This window comes from Microcoleus sp. S13_C5 (assembly GCF_036700845.1).
GTDB lineage: Bacteria > Cyanobacteriota > Cyanobacteriia > Cyanobacteriales > Microcoleaceae > Microcoleus.
Map to the genome: position 1 here is coordinate 1 of NZ_JAUBPR010000061.1, position 17,847 is coordinate 17,847.

The 17,847-nt window shown below is 43.5% G+C and carries 17 protein-coding genes and 1 pseudogene; 11 read left to right on the plus strand and 7 right to left on the minus strand.

What is annotated here, in order from left to right:
- Nucleotides 1-392: pseudogene (locus QUA04_RS16935) on the minus strand (hypothetical protein); the annotation flags it as partial.
- A gap of 862 nt (nucleotides 393-1,254) precedes the next feature.
- Here QUA04_RS16935 and QUA04_RS16940 point away from each other — a divergent pair.
- Together QUA04_RS16940 and QUA04_RS16945 are read left to right on the plus strand one after the other, a co-directional pair.
- Nucleotides 1,255-1,734 (plus strand): YqhA family protein, encoded by a 480-nt coding sequence (locus QUA04_RS16940; RefSeq protein WP_333258471.1) that lies wholly within the window; start codon nucleotides 1,255-1,257, stop codon nucleotides 1,732-1,734.
- A 201-nt stretch (nucleotides 1,735-1,935) separates the two neighbouring features.
- Nucleotides 1,936-2,178 carry a ChaB family protein gene (locus QUA04_RS16945; protein ID WP_333258473.1) on the plus strand — a complete coding sequence of 81 codons (243 nt, stop codon included), beginning with the start codon at nucleotides 1,936-1,938 and terminating at the stop codon, nucleotides 2,176-2,178.
- Between the two features lie 223 nt (nucleotides 2,179-2,401).
- Here QUA04_RS16945 and QUA04_RS16950 read toward each other — a convergent pair whose 3' ends face one another.
- Nucleotides 2,402-3,034: a hypothetical protein gene (locus QUA04_RS16950; protein ID WP_333258475.1), complete on the minus strand. Its 633-nt coding sequence runs from the start codon at nucleotides 3,032-3,034 to the stop codon at nucleotides 2,402-2,404.
- A 248-nt stretch (nucleotides 3,035-3,282) separates the two neighbouring features.
- On the opposite strand from QUA04_RS16950, the gene QUA04_RS16955 reads away from it, so the two are divergent.
- Nucleotides 3,283-4,002: an SAM-dependent methyltransferase gene (locus QUA04_RS16955; protein ID WP_333258476.1), complete on the plus strand. Its 720-nt coding sequence runs from the start codon at nucleotides 3,283-3,285 to the stop codon at nucleotides 4,000-4,002.
- A 172-nt stretch (nucleotides 4,003-4,174) separates the two neighbouring features.
- Here QUA04_RS16955 and QUA04_RS16960 read toward each other — a convergent pair whose 3' ends face one another.
- From QUA04_RS16960 to QUA04_RS16975, 4 genes are all read right to left on the minus strand, one after another.
- Entirely contained in the window at nucleotides 4,175-5,275 is a 1,101-nt protein-coding gene (locus tag QUA04_RS16960) for an iron-containing redox enzyme family protein (RefSeq protein ID WP_333258478.1), read from the minus strand.
- Between the two features lie 172 nt (nucleotides 5,276-5,447).
- Nucleotides 5,448-6,062: a rhodanese-like domain-containing protein gene (locus QUA04_RS16965; protein ID WP_333258480.1), complete on the minus strand. Its 615-nt coding sequence runs from the start codon at nucleotides 6,060-6,062 to the stop codon at nucleotides 5,448-5,450.
- The gene (locus QUA04_RS16970) at nucleotides 6,052-6,819 is read right to left on the minus strand and encodes a sterol desaturase family protein (protein WP_333258482.1); all 768 of its coding nucleotides are present in this window, start codon (nucleotides 6,817-6,819) and stop codon (nucleotides 6,052-6,054) included. The genes QUA04_RS16965 and QUA04_RS16970 overlap by 11 nt, the downstream gene beginning before the upstream one ends.
- Nucleotides 6,820-6,834: 15 nt before the next feature.
- Nucleotides 6,835-7,425 carry a type IV pilin-like G/H family protein gene (locus tag QUA04_RS16975; RefSeq protein ID WP_333258484.1) on the minus strand — a complete coding sequence of 197 codons (591 nt, stop codon included), beginning with the start codon at nucleotides 7,423-7,425 and terminating at the stop codon, nucleotides 6,835-6,837.
- A gap of 302 nt (nucleotides 7,426-7,727) precedes the next feature.
- On the opposite strand from QUA04_RS16975, the gene QUA04_RS16980 reads away from it, so the two are divergent.
- The gene (locus QUA04_RS16980) at nucleotides 7,728-8,288 is read left to right on the plus strand and encodes a Uma2 family endonuclease (RefSeq protein WP_333094672.1); all 561 of its coding nucleotides are present in this window, start codon (nucleotides 7,728-7,730) and stop codon (nucleotides 8,286-8,288) included.
- Between the two features lie 7 nt (nucleotides 8,289-8,295).
- On the opposite strand, the gene QUA04_RS16985 is transcribed toward QUA04_RS16980, so the two are convergent.
- On the minus strand, nucleotides 8,296-10,098 hold the full coding sequence (locus tag QUA04_RS16985) for an AAA-like domain-containing protein (RefSeq protein WP_333258486.1): 1,803 nt from the start codon (nucleotides 10,096-10,098) through the stop codon (nucleotides 8,296-8,298).
- Nucleotides 10,099-10,273: 175 nt separating this feature from the next.
- On the opposite strand from QUA04_RS16985, the gene QUA04_RS16990 reads away from it, so the two are divergent.
- The 7 genes from QUA04_RS16990 (at nucleotide 10,274) to QUA04_RS17020 (ending at nucleotide 17,590) form a co-directional block, all read left to right on the plus strand.
- Nucleotides 10,274-10,819 carry an NfeD family protein gene (locus tag QUA04_RS16990; RefSeq protein WP_333258488.1) on the plus strand — a complete coding sequence of 182 codons (546 nt, stop codon included), beginning with the start codon at nucleotides 10,274-10,276 and terminating at the stop codon, nucleotides 10,817-10,819.
- Between the two features lie 61 nt (nucleotides 10,820-10,880).
- Nucleotides 10,881-11,441 (plus strand): SPFH domain-containing protein, encoded by a 561-nt coding sequence (locus QUA04_RS16995; RefSeq protein WP_333258490.1) that lies wholly within the window; start codon nucleotides 10,881-10,883, stop codon nucleotides 11,439-11,441.
- Between the two features lie 116 nt (nucleotides 11,442-11,557).
- Complete coding sequence (locus tag QUA04_RS17000; protein WP_333258492.1) at nucleotides 11,558-12,076, plus strand: type IV pilin-like G/H family protein; 519 nt, start codon at nucleotides 11,558-11,560, stop codon at nucleotides 12,074-12,076.
- A gap of 106 nt (nucleotides 12,077-12,182) precedes the next feature.
- Complete coding sequence (locus QUA04_RS17005; protein WP_333258494.1) at nucleotides 12,183-12,704, plus strand: type IV pilin-like G/H family protein; 522 nt, start codon at nucleotides 12,183-12,185, stop codon at nucleotides 12,702-12,704.
- Nucleotides 12,705-12,804: 100 nt separating this feature from the next.
- Nucleotides 12,805-13,290, plus strand: a complete 486-nt coding sequence (locus QUA04_RS17010) for a type IV pilin-like G/H family protein (RefSeq protein WP_333258496.1) — start codon at nucleotides 12,805-12,807, stop codon at nucleotides 13,288-13,290.
- A 151-nt stretch (nucleotides 13,291-13,441) separates the two neighbouring features.
- Nucleotides 13,442-14,737 (plus strand): type IV pilin-like G/H family protein, encoded by a 1,296-nt coding sequence (locus QUA04_RS17015; protein WP_333258498.1) that lies wholly within the window; start codon nucleotides 13,442-13,444, stop codon nucleotides 14,735-14,737.
- A gap of 39 nt (nucleotides 14,738-14,776) precedes the next feature.
- Nucleotides 14,777-17,590 carry an AAA-like domain-containing protein gene (locus QUA04_RS17020; protein ID WP_333258500.1) on the plus strand — a complete coding sequence of 938 codons (2,814 nt, stop codon included), beginning with the start codon at nucleotides 14,777-14,779 and terminating at the stop codon, nucleotides 17,588-17,590.
- The last annotated feature ends 257 nt before the right edge of the window (nucleotides 17,591-17,847 follow it).

Sequence of the window (17,847 nt, forward strand, 5' to 3'; positions counted from 1 at the left end):
GTACCGCTTGTACCGCTTGTACCCGTGCCAGTCGTACCGCTTGTACCGCTTGTACCCGTGCCAGTCGTACCGCTTGTACCGCTTGTACCCGTGCCAGTCGTACCGCTTGTACCGCTTGTACCCGTGCCAGTCGTACCGCTTGTACCGCTTGTACCCGTGCCAGTCGTACCGCTTGTACCGCTTGTACCCGTGCCAGTCGTACCGCTTGTACCGCTTGTACCCGTGCCAGTCGTACCGCTTGTGCCTGTGCCGGCGCTACCGCCAGCACCGCCGCCAGCACCGCCGCCAGCACCGCCCGACTGGGCTGAAGCAGGCACTGCTAAGGAAACCGTTGCTAAACCTAAAGTACAAGCGCTTGCTAAAACAACTTTCAACAATTTAGAAGATTTCATGCTAATTCTTGCTTTTACCTAGAGTGCTGCGATCGCTTGTGATGCCAAAACCGCAAGGTCAAATTGACAGCGTAAGGTGCAAATTTTCTAACCTTAGCTGCGGAATAATGAAGGTAAGGAAGCAAATTTAGTCCCGTTCCCTCGATTATTTTTCCCTGATTAATTACACCGCTGCGTTAACAGTTTATAAGCTATTACGTATGCTTCAAGTTCGCCATTCATCTTTAGGAATATTTGACAAAATGGCTTTTTATTTCACGTGGTGGATGAAATTTAATTTAGTGGCCGACTAGCTAAATCAAAACTTGCACACGGGGGATAGAAACCGGGTTGCTCTGAAAAATTTTGGGTTGAGTAACGAGACATATACGAATCAACCGGCTTTCTGAGACAAGCGCGGTTATTCCTATGATTTTTCCCCGGCTGCAGGTGCTTTGAGGCAGAAATTCTTGATTTTGTCACCGTCAATTTTGGCTTAGCGTTCCGCCAGATGAGTTAGTTTAAAATTTTTTTGAGCGCTATTTTTCCTTAACTGGCTGCTGGCAATTTGGCCCCTGGTAGCATACCGCTCAAACTTTCTCAGGAAACTAAATTATCTCAAAACGCCCGATGGCTCGCTCTGAGCGGCCAGAACACCTGCACCCCCCAACAGCAAGGCTTTTGACTGGGCTTTGAGTTACCTCAAACACTAAGGCGAACTGAGGGCTATCCGACTCGGGCCCGCGCGACATTAAATTAACCAGCGGCGGCGCACTCGTCAGAATTGCTTGTGAGTGCGATCGGGCAAACTCTGATATAGTAAAACCCAAGGTATGCCAGAGAGCGCTTGTTCTCTAACACATTTTCCAAACGGACATCAACTATGCTGCATCGAGTTCTTGCCAGAAGTCGCTATCTAATGTTAATCGCTGTATTTGGTTCTTTTGCAACGTCTGTGACGCTTTTGATCTACGGTGCCCTGGAAACCTTCGTTACCATCGTGCACACAGCTCAAGTACCGGTTACCAGCGAAAACTCCAAACAACTGATTCTGTCTAGCATCGAAGTTGTAGATTTGTTTCTCCTCGCCACAGTATTTTACATTACTGCCCTCGGGCTTTACGAGCTGTTTATAGACGAGCGCATCAAAGTACCACACTGGCTGGAAATTCACACCATTGATGACCTGAAAACCAAACTCACCAGCGTCATTGTAGTAGTGTTGAGTGTATTGTTTCTCTCTGAGGTAGTTCGGTGGAACGGCGGGACGAACATCCTTCCCTTGGGAGCGGGTATCGCTTTAGTAATCGCTGCGCTGACGTATTTTCTAAGTTCGCAGGTGAAAAAGCCGAAGTCAGATTAATGGCTGTTTGAGGAGGGAAATTAGCAAAATCCGGCTGAACCAGCAACGGCAATTAAGTTGCATTATATTTTCCCAATAAATTTAATATTACATCTGTCTTCGGACGGATAAGAATGCAATCTTAAACTTGCTTTTAGAGAGAGGAAAGGAGTGGGTTCTAGTATATAACATTTAATTTGTGTTTAATAATTAGAGGTCATTATGCCAGAACAACAATTTGATACCTTACCTTCAGAAGCACAAGAACTCCCCCAAGGAGCGAAACAAATTTTTCAGGCAGCTTTTAAGAGCGCTAGTGAAGATGGAATGAGCGCCGATGGTGCTACTAGCGTTGCTTGGAACAGCGTAAAATCTGAATATGTTAAAGGCGAAGGTGGCACGTGGCATCACAAGGGCGACGATACTAACCAAACCCGCAAATCTGTACAGTCTGGTGGCAATTAGTTATCAGCCATTAGTAATATCGTGTCCGCTAACATAACGCCTATCCGTTGTGTAGTGAGGGCTTCATTCCTCAACTTTTGATGAGAACGAAGCATCCTCACTACCAACCAATTGCAGTGACGTTATTCTAGCGGGCAGGATATCATCAGTCCTGAGCAATGTACTCATCACTTGTGGTTAATGCTTTACGTTGATAGCTGTGGGAAGCGCGGAGGTACAGAAGTTAATGCAGCCTGTTAAGAGGCTGGCGCATATCCCATTGCAATTCAGCTAAAACGAGCAAGCTAAATACCATTACGGTTCCCGTAAATAGGAAAGACCAACCGCCCGTGTAAGGCAAAATCAAAATCCCTAACAGGTGAAATAAACTTGCAGCTAAAAGCGCGCGCGATCGCACTGCAAATCCAGTCCCCAAATACCCAATTCCGCTCATTCCCAACCACAGGGGACAGAGATTAGCCAACACTTTTCCCCATCTGAGAAAAATTGCTAAATCGGTCATCAGCAATCCTAATAACATTAGTATTACCCAACCGTAAAGCACCCAAATCAGGCGTTCTATTTTGACCCAAGAGTATGTCATACTTACCATTGCTGCTGTACCTACGAGGCTGAGCGTTGACCATAAACCTGCTTGCAGCATCCAACTCACAGAAAAAAATTGTGCTGTGCCGAAGATGGGTATTAACAGCAAGCTCCACAGCAAGCAAGTTCGATCGAGACAAGTATAAAATTGTGAATAAAATCGATCTTTGCCAAGAGGAAACTGAACCTGCCAAAGCCCTTCTAAATCCTGAACATTGATGTTAATCTGTTTCCGGCGCAGAGGGGGAACTGAATAATTAAAAAAGGTCATATCTGACACTATTAAAATTTACAATTAGTTGCTTAGGTAATATCTCACCAGCAAGTGTTCTAATTGCAATCTGTCAATCGGATTAATCTAGTTAATTGCATAATCTGCCGGCAGTAATAGTTATTCGATCGCACCCGGTATAACAGGAAGATATAGATTGTACAAGTTGATAAAATAGCTCTTGCGACAGATGGCTGGAATATTACTTATTCGATACTTTAAAAATAGTCAACTTTGTTACAGAATTTATGCTCACTTCATCCCATCCTCTGAAACAGGTATTCCACTGCCCGGAAGAATCGGATTTTTACGCGCACTGCTTGGAAAGTTTAGTGTTAAATGCTAGTGACAATTCTCGACTTATCGTAGAGTTTGGTTCAGGAGAGGGAAGTCCCGTTATTAAGTCTTTGCTGAGAAGTGATTTTGATGGGACAATACAGGGATTTGAGCTAAATAATGTAGCTTGGAAAATTGCTCAGTCTCAAATTAAGGAATATCAACTGAGCGAAAAATACACGGTCAACAATTGCTCTTTTTTTGATTCGCCTTTATACGAGTCGGCGGATTGTGTCATCTCAAATCCGCCTTACTTGCCGGCGGTGGATGATAAGATTTACCAGCCGCTGTTGCACGGCGGGAGTGATGGTTCGACAATTGCTAAGAAACTTTTATCTTTGGGCTGCGATGAAGTTTTGCTGATGGTTTCTAGCTATTCTAATCCTGTGGGTTTGATAGATTATGCCTTGGATCGAGGCTACTCGGTTGCGAATTTTGAAATTGCACCTTTAACTTTTGGCTATTATAGTTCGGAACCCAAAGTGAAAAGCGCGATCGCCACTCTGCGAAAACAGGGAATGGCTTTTTATTCGGAAAACATCTATCTGCTGGCTGGAGTTTTGTTTAAGAAGCACCAAAAGTCGCAAAGAGATTTGTCGATCGAGCTAATTCAGTTAATGACAGCATTTTAAAATACAGCGGTGCCTCTGAGATGTTGCACCATTGTCAGCAACTGGCAAGATGCCTGTTCCACAAAGAGTGTATTTCTTGTGGAACAGGCATCTTGCCTGTTCCTCAAAGGCTTATTGAGAACGTGCAAGATCTAGGGTGCATCAATCTCTGAGGCACCCTACTATATAGCCGTTAATTCCGTTCTGTGGCTTGGATCGATCGCACTACAGCAGCCGCAGCCCGATCGCCGATCGACTTCTCCTGATCGTACCCCAACACCAGCTCCCAAGCCTCCTGCGGGTATCTATCAACCAGCGGGATCGCCACTTCATCCAACATCCAGCGGCCGTGACGCTCATCTTCTTTGATGTGCAGTTCCCAATAACCCATCGCAGCCTGCGAGAGATCCAAACGCTGGGCGGCGGCTAGATAATTGCGGTAAGCGACGGGCCCCGCCACCTCAAAATAAGTGAGTCCGCCGTTGTAACGCAGAAAATGGCGCTTGCGTTCCGTCAGCAGAAAGTTGTGATTAATGCTTGCGAGCACTTGCCAAGGCACTAAATCGAAGTACGCTTCTGGTTCTGTACTCATATCGAATTCAGCCAGCATTTGAGCAAAAAAGGTCGAGTGCTTGCGGGGGAGGCGACCGCCGCCGTATTCTTCCATCAGCACTCGGGTAAGGGTGCACTGAATTTCGTTGCCGGCGCCACCGAGGATGCGAGAAAGGCGGCTGGCTTCCACTAAACCGTCGAAAGAGGCGACCGCCAGCAGGTGTCTGTATCCGGCTGCTGTCATCTGTTCCCGCAAATAGCGATCGCTCTCGTTCAAAGGAGGATCGACATCGGCGGCGGCGCGATCGCGCAGGGCTTGCTTGACATCCGGCAATTTTTGCAGCGCTGCAACGTCGATTTGTGCGATTTCCCACTGCTGCCAAGGTTCCTCAATGCGATCGCGCACGGAACGCAAATAGTGCGATCGCTCGTTATTGTAGCGGCGCAAATCATCGTACCAAAACAAGTTGAGGCGGTTGATGCGGTAAAGTACGCGCTGCAAGAAGCGGTGAGCGGCCTCATCGCCCGGTTCCTGTTGGTAAGCTGCTTGAAGTGCATAGGCGATCGCGCTTTCAAAATCGCTGACAAGTAACGGTTTTGTCGCCACCGTCTTGTCTAAATCCTCGAATTCTAGCAAATTGACAAATTGGCGATCGGCTGCTTCATAATTTGGGAGTACGGCTTGCTTTTTGGAAAGAGTCCGCGAGTCTGAAGAAGGAAGTATGTCTATCGTGTTTTGCATGGAATCAAGTTATGCTAACTCTAATTATTTTGGTACCTGCCAAAACAGCCAACCGTTGCAGATTGCTGAGGATTATGGCTACTTTTCTTGAAGATAGCTAATCTGTCAGCCGCATACACCCTTCCATTGATAGAGATTTGATAGAAATCAATTTGGTCACAACTGCCCCGATTCATTCCGAAAGCAGGGTGACTGATGGAGACTTTATCAAGCTGTGCAAAGTAATTGGGGCTAATATCTGAGCATCTTTTGCAGCCGGCACTGCTTGTCGCCACGCTTTGATACCGCCTGAAAGGATAACAAAATTCAGGCTAATATCCTTAATCTTATTAGTATCATTTCCTCCAGATTCTTGGGAATACCGAGCGACTTTTTCCAACTGTTTGTATGCTTTAACCGATCGTGTTCCTCTGGCACAATAAAGTACAATTACGGGCTGAGGTTGATCGGATTTAACTCTAGCTTTTACAATGGATTGAATCTGCTTAACACCGAACCCCATCTCAATATCAATTAGGGGAACAAGGGGACTGTCACCGATGCGATCTTCCGCGTATTCTTCTGGCGATCGCACATCTATCAAAATCACTGGTTTCAACTTACCCTGCTGCAACTGGGCAACAGTTACTTGTTTCGTATCTAAACTGGCGATAAAAGTTAGGATATCCATGTGATGAAATAGGGCAACTGCACCCACAGAAGCAACACTCGTCAAGCCAAAACCCATAATTGCCAGCAAAAGGCGAGAATAGCGCTTAATACCTGGTTTTGCATTTTCATCTAGCATTTTTCATCATCCTTGAAAATGGATAGAACATTTGTCCGACATATCCAGCAGGTATAGAATCAGAGATTCCATATTGATGAGGCATTTTTTTGGTTGGCATATAGATAGTGCCAAATAGCAAATCTAACAGTGGCAACTGAACAGCAAAGTTTTTGTTGTGGATTTGGGGAATTTTACTGTGATGCCAGTGATGAAATTGTGGGGTGGCTACGAACCATTTTAGGATGCCAAATTTTAATTTAATATTAGAATGAATTAAGAAAGCGAGCGCCGCCGAATAAAGAGCATAAGCTACCAAACTCTCCTTACTAAACCCCAACCAGTAAAGAGGCAGAATTTTGCAAATCTGAGTAAAGATTTGCTCGCAGGGATGCACCCGCACTGCTGCTAACCAATCCATGTGTTCAATGCTGTGATGGACTGCATGAAATTGCCAAAGCCAGGGTACTTCATGCAGTAGTCTGTGAGCAATATAATATGCCATATCTGAAATGATAACTGCTTCTGCCAACTGCAACCACACAGGTTGAGATGCTACTTTACTTTGCAATTCCGGGTTGAGTAAATTAGTCATCAGCGACAAAATTACAGTCACAACAATAGCGCCTGATGTGCCAATAAAGTGACCTGTAAAAAAATAAGTGGCATCCGTTGCCCATCCGAGACGGAATATCTTTTGCTTGTGCAAGGCCAAGATTCTTTCTAGAGGAATGAAGATGCAAGCTAAGATGACGAACCCTTTGACAATTTCTGGCATAATTTTGGTCGCATTTTACTTATTCAATTCTACTGTTCCATCACCGCAAGCTAATTTACCATTAATATTTATTGGTTCAGGAGGTGGAGTTGGACTATCAGATTTGGCGATACATAATATAGTTATCATCGTACTTGTATCGGCAGCTTTCTTAGCATTGGCAAGAGGAGTGGGTACTAAAAAAACAGCTCCGACAACGCTCTTGGTATCCTTTTGTACCGTGCGGGATACGCCGTAACTAAATGCAGCTTTTTTACCAGCAATTACTGAATAATTGTAGTTGGTTGTTTGAGACTTAAGACCAAGATCGAGGGCATCAAGGGAAGTTGCAAAAACACCTTTTTCGGCAAAATAAGCTTGTTGAGCGCGGTTCATTGATCTAACATATTGTTTAGCTTCTGACTGCTTCGCTTTATTGCTACAAGAGAGCAGATTCGGCAACGCGATCGCACCAACTATTATGCTACCCAAAGGAAAATAAATAAAAGTGATTCTCAGTAAAGTTCCTACCCATGATTTACGTTTTTTGTCAGGGAGAATGTTTTTTTCTGAAGATTCCGCTTTTTTATCGAATGCATCGAGTTGAGGATTTTTCTTAAGCTGCATGATTGTTCTTCAAATGTGTTAGCCGATTAGTTTTCCAGCGAGTAATGATTGGAGGAGAGGCGCGACAATATTCAGGTTTCAGGTAAATGCCTCATTGAGGTTAAACTGAATATATCACTAAGTGCGGCGGGGTATGCAAACCTCGCATATTGTGCCTTGCTTCTACTCTATCTCTATTAAATCACCAGGCTATTTGAGAACTCGACTGACTTTTCATCGAGTTCTCATCGACTTTAGACATCACTGGCATTTAATAGGGCGTATGACTATAATCGAAGAAATAATTAGAGGAACGGTAAGTTATGGCAGTGCAGTTGCTCAAAAGACTTTTCACCGTAGAAGAATACCATCTGATGGGTAAAGCTGGTATTCTTTCAGAGGGCGATCGCGTAGAATTGATAGAAGGAGAACTTGTTCAAATGGCCGCAATTGGAACTCGTCACGCTTCGTCTGTGAGGCGCTTAGCCAGACTGTGCAGCCAAATTCCAGAAAATTTGGTTATTTTCGACGTGCAGAACCCCGTGCTGTTGAGCGATCGCACGGAACCGCAACCCGATTTAGTATTGCTGCAACCTCGCGCCGATTACTATTCAACCGCCCATCCCCTACCATCGGAAGTTTTACTATTAATAGAAGTAGCTGACACTTCAATAGATTATGATAGAGACGTGAAACTTCCTATTTACGCCCGATCGCAAATTCAGGAAGTCTGGATAGTAAATTTACAGGAAAACTGCTTGGAAGTTTACCGCCAGCCAACGGTTAACGGTTACAGTTTAATGCTGAGGTTTTGGCGGGGCGACGAAGTTTCGCCGCTGGCTTTTCCCGAATTTGTAGTTAGTGTGGATTTGGCTATCGGGTAAATAGGGATTATTTGCAGTCAAGCCGATCGCCAAAATACTCCTGATACAACCGACATCTCGGAATGCAATGATTTCCATCCAATTTCACCAACCCCATACTATTTAACTTAAACCCCAATTCTGACCTCAATCTAACTGGCTGGGAAACACTCACAATCTCTCTCATCGCCTCCATTAATTCCGAATATTTCTCTAAATTCCATAAATGTCGTCGTAAATGATCGCTGTAAATTCCCGCTTCAGGTGTAGATTCTTTCACTAACCGATCTAAAGTGACATCTTGACGCGAAATATGATACATTCCTAGCCGTACTAAATAAGGATTTCCGCCCACTAACCCCATCAATTCTGCAACTTCATTCCCACTCCAATTCAATCCGTGCCCCTTTGCCAAATCTTGCACTTGCTGGGAATTAAACTCCGGCAATTCAATCGGTAAACCCACATTAAACGGCGATTTATTCACATCCAGCGGGATATATACTTCCGTAGAATGCACCACAATCAAGCGCAACTTTTTCCAAATATCTCGCCGTTTTGCTTCTTCGTGCAAAGCCCGCAATAACCCAAAAAAATCATCGGCAATTTCCGGTGATTCAAACAGGCGATCGCTCTCATCCAAGCCTAACGTCAGAGGTTTTGAGGATTCTGACAGCAAATACTGTTCAAAATAAGCCTTGCAGCACTGATTGCTGCCAATCAAATCGGCTAATTCCCAACACTTGGGCAACTGCTCCAGCATTCCTAATTCTTGACCGATGCTAGCACAAAACCACTGCAAAAATGTATCTGAATTAGCGAATATTTTCCTATTGGCTAGCTGAAAACTCAGTGCTACCGTGCGAGAACCTTGCACTTCTGCGTGATGCAAAATCCTCGCCATCAAGGAAGTTTTGCCCATTTGTCTGGGTGCTTTGATGCGGATCAGGGCTCCCGGTTGGGCGATCGTCTCGTAACAGCGGGATTCGATCGGAGGGCGATCGATATAAAAACGAGAAGCTATTTCAACTTGTCCTCCCGGCAATTCTGGCGGCGCTGCTGGCAGGGGTGGAATTATTGACTGTTTGGTGCTAGTAATTACTTTCCATTCTACCGCCAACTCATTGTCGGCAGTTAACGATGTGCGACCTTCTTTGATAATGGTTAAAATTTGTGATAACAACTTAAATGAGTCGCCAACACCGCGCCACAGCCAGGGCTGGATTCCTGCTAAATAGCTGAGTAAATCAAAAGAAAGCGGTGTATTTAATTCAACTAAAATAGGTAAAATTGCGGGTTTATGAACAGTTAAATTATGCAATTCTTTGGCTAGCTGCACTTGTTCCAATACCATTTCGCTAGCGGCCGATTCTTCCGAAATCAGCAACAGCAAATAATCGCAACGCTTTAAATATGAGGCTGAGTCGCTGCTGTTGTTAATAAAAAAGACTTCGTGGCCTCCCGCACTCAAAGCTTGGTGTAACTGCTGGGAAAGGGTTTTGTGTGAGGTCGATCGAGCGTTGGCGTTAGCGAAGCGCTCCGAAGGAAAGCCCTCGAAGACGATCGCCACTTTTGCCCTCACCAGCACTACCTCCTCTGGCTCTGAATTCGCCTCAAAATCGGCTATATCGCGCCATTCCTGCCCCAATCCGCGACAAATTTCGATGAAATTGGCATAATCCACAGGTTTGCCATTCAGAAAATGGCTGATTGTAGATTGGGCCATCCCTAAATCCTCAGCCAGGATTTTTTGACTGGGGAAGCCATTTCTCAGGAGACAGGATTTAACTGGGCGAATGCACTCTTCGCGCACCCTTAGCGATCGTGGCATTGCTTATCACAATCAAAACACTGAAACCATCATAAATGCCCACCGCCCCTAAAGTCGATGAAAAGTCGATGAAAAGTCGATGATTTTTTAAATAACTCAGTCACCAAGTCAAATAGCCACCTGATTAGATTAGAAATAACAAGGTTGAATCCCATCGCAACGAGGTAAAAGCATTGTGTATTCTATCCTAATTTGGTCGCTGGCCTCAGCCACTAATCAACCCGGTTTCGCCTTCACCCCCCCGATGTTGTGGTTGCTGATCGGAGTTGTGCTCAGTGCGATCGATCAATTCATCCAAAAAACTCAGCCCCAGAAATACAGATTTTACCTGCTAATGATGGGAGCTTCGGCTTTAATTGAATCATTTATTTTGTGGAGAGGATCTGTAGCATTTCAGTTTAGTTGGGCGAACATAATGTATGAAGATTTTGACTGGCAGATCTTCTACTGGATGGGGATAGCCCTCGCGCTGAGCATCTGGATTCGACCAATTTTCATTGTTCGCAAAAAGTTTGTGATTCCCGAAGCCACGGAAGCGACAACTATCTCCGAAATTTTCCCCGGAGAAACCGGAATGGTGATTTATGAAGGGGCTTCGTGGAAAGCTCGCAATGAAGATTCCCAAGGGGCGATCGCACCCCGACAAAAAGTTTACGTTTTGCGCCGCGAAGGAAACACGCTGATTGTTGTACCTGACAGATTAATTCACATCAACGGCTAAACATTGGCATTAACCTCAATTCATCTTTAGTTCACAGCTTAAAATTACCAGGAGATTCACTATGTATCAGTATTTTTTGATGGTGTTGTTTGCAATCACCGGAGTATCCTTAGCCAGCAGCGTCAAAATCGTCCGTCAAGGAGATGAGGCTTTAGTTGAAATTTTCGGAAAGTACGATCGTAAGAAACTCGAACCAGGTTTGACTTTTTTGATTCCCTTTGTCGAAACAGTCGCCTATAAACAAACTCTGCGCGAGCAAATTTTAAACCTAGCACCGCAAGAATGCACGACGCGCGATCGCGTTGCCGTCACCGTTGAATTTATTGTGTACTGGCGGATAATTGACTTAGAAAAAGCGTCCTACAAGGTGCAGAATCTCAAGGAAGCGATGTTAAATATGCTGATTCTTTCAATTCGGACTCACATTGCGACATTAGCTCTGGAGGAACTTTACACGGCTCGCAATGAAATCAATAATGCTTTAGTCGAGGAGTTGGATACCACGACAGATCCTTGGGGCGTGAAGTTTACGAGAGTGGAACTGCGCGATTTTGCGATCGGCAGTAAAGTGATTCATCCTACATCCATTGACCGGAAAGAAGTACAAAAGCTGCGAGCTTAGAGATTAGTATTTCCTCCTTTTCCTCGTTACCAGGCTCTGCCTGGTAACGCTGAACTAGAGCCTCTGCCTCGCCGACTTTAATTCACCTTGTATATACCACTTAAGGAGACAATACCATGACTAAATATCAAGTATTAAGTATGAGCAATTTAGCTTATAACGGTTGCGGATGCTTATTGCTTTCAATGGGCATTGGAGCAATTGGTGCGATCGCTCTGGCATCATTTCTTAATACTAGCAATACACCCATGATTTCAGAAGCAAAAATCTATGTTAGCTCAATGAACAAAGCTCAGCAAGCCCATTTTGCAGAAAAAAATGCTTTTTCCAGTTCTGTTAAGGATTTGGGAATTGACCTTAAAACCGAGACAACAAATTACAAGTATTCAGTCCGCGCCACTAAGAAAGCAGCATTTAACTATGCAGTAGCAAAGGAAAAAAACTTAAAAAGTTATGTTGGTGGTGTTTTTCTGGTTCTTCCTAAAAACTTTGAGCCAAATGCCGCTAAAGAGGAAATAACGACAACGTTCATATTGTGCAGAGCTGATTTTCCCGGTACAAGGAAACCAGCGGAACCCACCTATGAAAATGGTAAAATTGCTTGTGGTCAAGGCACAACACAAGTGACCAAATAATCTAACGATACGCAATATAATGACAGTCGATTACAATATCAAATCGGTCTTCAATTGAGATTTACCGGACTAACGTCTTTACTACAAACAGGGAGGATACAAAACTATGAGTCAACAATATTCTAAATCAGCTAGCATTTCACCTAATGGTTGCGGATGCTTATTGCTTTTAATGGGCATTGGAGTAATTGGCGCGATCGCTCTGCCATCATTTCTAACTGCTAGCAATAAAGGTAAGAATAAGACAGTGGAAGCGAAACAGTATGTTAGCTCAATGAGCCGATGTCAGCAAGCCTATTTTGCAGAAAACAAGGCTTTTTCCAGTTCTGTTAATGCTTTGGGACTTGGCATTAAAACAGAAACTACAAATTACAAGTATTCAGTTCGTGCCACTAAGAAAGCAGCATTTAATTATGCAGTAGCAAAGGAAAAAGACTTAAAAAGTTATGTCGGCGGTGTTTTTCTGGTTCCTACTAAAAACCTTGAGCTAAATGCTACTAAAGAGGAAATAACTACAACCTTCATATTGTGCGGAGCTGATTCTCCCGGTACAATTAAACCAGCGGAACCAACCTATGAAAATGGTAAAATTGCTTGCGGTAAAGGGACAATACAGGTAACACATTAGGGTTTAATTGAGGCCGTGGCCTGGTGGGCTTAGCCAACCAATTGATTTAATGAAATGGTCAAGCTAAGGAGAGAAAGCTATGACTATGAAGCAAGAATAAATGAAAAATTTAATTTACGATTTGGGCCAAATATTATTGATTTGTATGTTCATGCTACTAATGGAGCTTCCATCAACTCTATCATATCTATCTCAGAGGAATAAAGCTAAGGAATCAGAAGCAAAAATGTATGTTGGCTCCATGAACCGCGCACAGCAAGCCCTATTTATAGAGACAAGTGCTTTTGCCACTTCTGTTAATACTTTAGGAATTGGGATTAAAACGGAGACAACAAATTTTAAGTATTCAGTTAGCGCAACTAAGCAAATTGCATTTAATTATGGAGTCTCCACAAATGAGAAACTTAGAAGTTATAATGGGGGTGTATTTGTAATACGAATTAAGCCCAATAAGGCCCAGGATGCAATAACAACAGAAACCATCCTGTGTCGGGCTGACAAACCCGGTACAGCTACACCACTATCCCCAACCATACAAAATAATAAATTAGTTTGCGGTAGTGGGACAACAGCCGTGACAAAATAGGGACTTTAGGCGGAAAAATTCGGTACAGTTACCAATGTGGCTGATTCTTATTTTAAGAATCCAGCTTTCATTTCAGATATTCAGTACAAGCAAACAACACCGATCAATTAGATCAACACTCTGAGAACAACAGCCTGACAGGAAGTACATTATGCTATTGAAAAAAATTGCTCAATTATGCAAAAAAGTATGGCTAGCATTAACCATAGGTTTTAGTGCAATCATCCACTTATCCTTTGATGAGTTTTGTGAACTAACATATCCCACAATTCTTATGATATTATTTTTAATAGTTACTTTGACTTTAAGTTATGGTTTAACTATATATTGTTTAATGATGACAGGGGCAATTTTACCACCCGATAACGGTCTTATTCCTGTAATGTCAGCTATAATGATTGGCTTATGGCTATGGACAAAAGCTGCTAAAAGACTAGCACGACAAGTAAATACTTTAGTAGAGTTACTCTTATATATGGTCGAGAAAAAGCACTTTACTGGTGATGAGCTTAGCACGAATATTCAACAAAAATCACAGCGGCGTAGCTCTTCTTTACGGGTGTGTAGTTGGTGGCTTGTGGTGCTTGTCTCTCTAGGGATTAGCCTGCCGACTTTCTCCTTTTATTCCGCTAAAAAAGCTGTTGAAAATCGCCAGAATTTAGGTAAATTTCATGTTCAATCTCTCTGCCAAAATCAGCAACTATACTATCAATATCAATATAAATTGGCTTTTTCTCAGTCGGATAATCAGTTGAAAACTGATGCTACTATTACGAAACAAACAGAAGACTATACCTTCTCTAATCGTAGGACTGACCAAGCTATATTCTACTATGCCATATCTCGTAATGACAAACTGAAAAGCTACGTTGGAGGAGTTTTCTTAGTTCCCCTAGCTGATACTAGCTCCCAAATAACGAAAGATAAAATAATACCTATGCGAGCTGTCTGCGAAGCGAACTCTCCCGGTCAAACTCGCCCAGCAGATCCAGTTCTTAAATTTGGCATTCCCTTGTGTGGCCCTCAGACATCTGGGATGAATGCGGACAACTTTATTCTAACCATCAACCGCGCTCAACAAGAGCGTTATTCCCAAACTCGTAGTTTTGCCAGTTCTTTGTCAGAGCTAAAACTTAACATTCCAGAAGAAAAAATAGATGAGTTCGACTTTATTCATCGAGTCTGGATTGACACTAGCTCTCAAGCTACATTTAGCTACGCTACTGACCCTCACGATGGGTCTACCACTGCCTATATAGGTGGCGTTTTTGTCACTCCCAATAACAATAATAGTAAGCGAAAAACACTCGAAATAGTCTGCGAACATAGAGAAGAATACATCTCGCCCGAGCGCATTAAACAATACAACCCCACTTTCAATAATGGCAAGCTTTCCTGTCAGTCTGGTGGAAAAAAACTCAATTTAGGTGAAACGCCTTTTTCTTAATAGTATGACATGATTACTCGGTTAAACAAATTAGAAGAAATGAAAAGCACATATCACTATCAAATCGGAGGCAGTCTCCCCCAAAATGCACCTACTTATGTAGTGCGACAAGCTGACTCAGAACTTTATCAAGCCCTCAAAGCTGGACAGTTTTGTTACGTACTCAATTCCCGACAAATGGGCAAATCCAGTTTGCTGGTGCGAACTGTACAAAAGCTCTCGGCTGATGGCATTGCTTGTGCTACGATCGACCTTTCGGACATTGGCAACCAGCAAGTCTCTCTAGATAAGTGGTACGGCGGCGTCGCTTACAAGCTATTGTGCAGTTTCAACCTGTTTAACCCAGTCGAGTTTATGGCTTGGTGGCGGGAGAGAGAGTTGATGTCGCCCGTGCAGCGCTTAGGAGAGTTAATTGAAGAATTGCTGCTGGCCAAAATTTCTCAAAACCTGGTCATTTTTATTGATGAAATTGATAGCGTTCTGAGTTTCCAAGAACCGCTAGACGATTTTTTTGCATTAATTAGATGTTGCTACAATAAACGTGCTCACAATTCAGAATACCAGCGCATTACATTTGCTTTGCTGGGAGTAGCTACGCCATCTGATTTAATTAGCGATGCAACTCGCACGCCCTTTAATATCGGTCTAGCTATTGAATTGCACGGTTTTAAATTACAGGAAGCTCTCCCTTTAGCAAAGGGGTTTGAGAGAAAAGTAGAGAATCCTCAAGAGGTTTTAAAAGAGATTTTGGACTGGACGGGAGGGCAGCCCTTTCTGACTCAAAAGCTTTGCAAGCTGCTTCTGCACCATGTAAACAGCTTAGCGGCGGCTTCTATTATATCAGACTCAACGGATGAAAGCAAAACTCAAAATTTTACTACAAATCAATTGTTAATTAGCGAGATAGTGCAATCTCATATTATTGATAATTGGGAATCATCCGATGAACCGGTACATATCAAAACAATTCGCGATCGCCTTCTCAGAAGTCCGCACCGCGCCAGTAGGTTATTAGGACTATATCAAAAAATATTGCCACTTTCAGAACCCCCCGATTGTATGGGCGGTGCCCCCGTGCCCGCCCTGGTAGGGGGAATCTGGGCGGATGATACTCCCGAACAAAAAGAATTGTGGCTGAGTGGATTAGTAGTAAAACGAGCCGGAAAATTAACCGTATCCAACCGCATTTACGCAGCTATATTCAGCCATAGCTGGGTAGAAAAAGCACTCGGCGACTTGCGCCCCTATGCTGAATCCCTAACAGCATGGATAGCTACAAATTGTCAAGACGAATCTCGCTTGTTGCGCGGTCAAGCACTGGAAGACGCCCAACAGTGGGCGGCAAATAAAAGCTTGAGTACCCAGGATTATCAATTTTTAGGTGCGAGTCAAGAAGCGGAATTTGCCAAATTGCGCGATCGCGAAAAACAAACTCAAGCTGAAATGGAACAACTGCGCCGCGAAAAAAAGTTACTAGAGGAACTAAGCGAAGCACAAAAGCAGAAAAAAGCGATTGCAGTTAAACTTTGGCGCGAGCAACAACTGAGAGTGCAAACAGTTACAGGAGCCGCCGTCATATTAATATCAATCCTGATAGTAGCTTTTTGGGTAAAACCGTCAATCGAAGAAAGAAACAACAAAATTCTCACTCTCAGTTTGCTATCAGAAACGCTATTTGCCGCAGATAAAAAAGAAGAAGCTTTGCTAGAAAGCATTAGAGCTGTTACAGAAATGAAAGGCTCGCTCGGAGTGAGTTCAGATATTCAGATGCGAGTGGCGATCGCCCTCGAACAGGCAGTTTACAACTTTCGGGAACGCCGCCACTTACAGAGCCAAGCGAGTACCCTTGCTTTCGCGAGCTTCAGTCCCGACAGTCAAACAATTGTGACTGCTACCGATGATAATTATATCAAGCTTTGGCAAACTAATGGAACTTTGCAAGCAACATTGAGAGGGCATACTGATAAAATTAGAAGTGCAATATTCAATTCTAGCGGTGAGATTATTGTCTCAGCCAGCGATGACAGAACTGTAAAAATTTGGCAGAAAAATGGCAAATTGCTTCGTGATTTAAAAGGAAACCACGGTCAAATAACAAGCGTCTGTTTGAGTCCCGATGGTAAAATTATTGCTTCAGCAAGTACCGATGGAACTGTTAAACTATGGAAAATAAACGGTGAAGAATTGTCAAGCTTAAAAGTGGAGCGAGGTTGGATAACCAGCGCGAGTTTTAGCCCAGACGGTCAGATAATTGCTGGGGCTGGAACTGATGGCACTGTTAAACTTTGGAGTTTGAGAAACGTTGCGGAAAAGTTGCAAAAACAGCAGTCAATCGAAGCCAGCACCGATATCAAATTGCTGCGAACTTTACAGATGGAAAATGATAAAATTATGAGTGTAACTTTCAGTCCAGACGGAGCAATGCTGGCGGCTGCAAGTGCTGGGGGAACTGCGAGAATTTGGAGCCAAGACGGCACACCGCTAAGTATTTTAAAGCATACAAGTGGAGTGACAAATATCAGCTTTAGTCCCGACAGTCAAATGTTGCTATCTGCAAGCACAGACAAAATGGTGAGGCTGTGGAACATTGACGGTACATTGCTCAAAACTTTAAAAGGTAACAAGGATGCTGTTTGGAGTGCGAGTTTTAGTCCAGACGGCAAAGCGATCGCTAGTGCTAGTGCTGACGGTACGGTGATACTGTGGAATTTTAATCTTGACGATTTGTTGCTGCAGGGTTGTAATGGAGCCCGCAATTATTTTCAGACAAATCCGATCGCAAATCAAAACAATCGCCACCTCTGCGACGGGATTGGAACTCAGTCGGAGCTCACGCAAAAAAAACCGGGTTAAGAGTCAATCGATTTGAGATTTGAGATTTTAGATTTTAGATTAAAGAATTGAAGCATTGACCCCACGCATAAATTCGGGGGCTTGTATCCTGGATGCTTTAGGTCAAAATCTTGAGTTTGGCAGCAAAGTATCTAGGCAGAAACTGGCTTTTTGACCAAGAATTTCTTGATGGTACAAGCCCCCGCATTTATCCGTGGAATCAATCTAAAATCTCAAATCTAAAATCCTCAAGCCCCCGCATTTATCCGTGGGGTCAA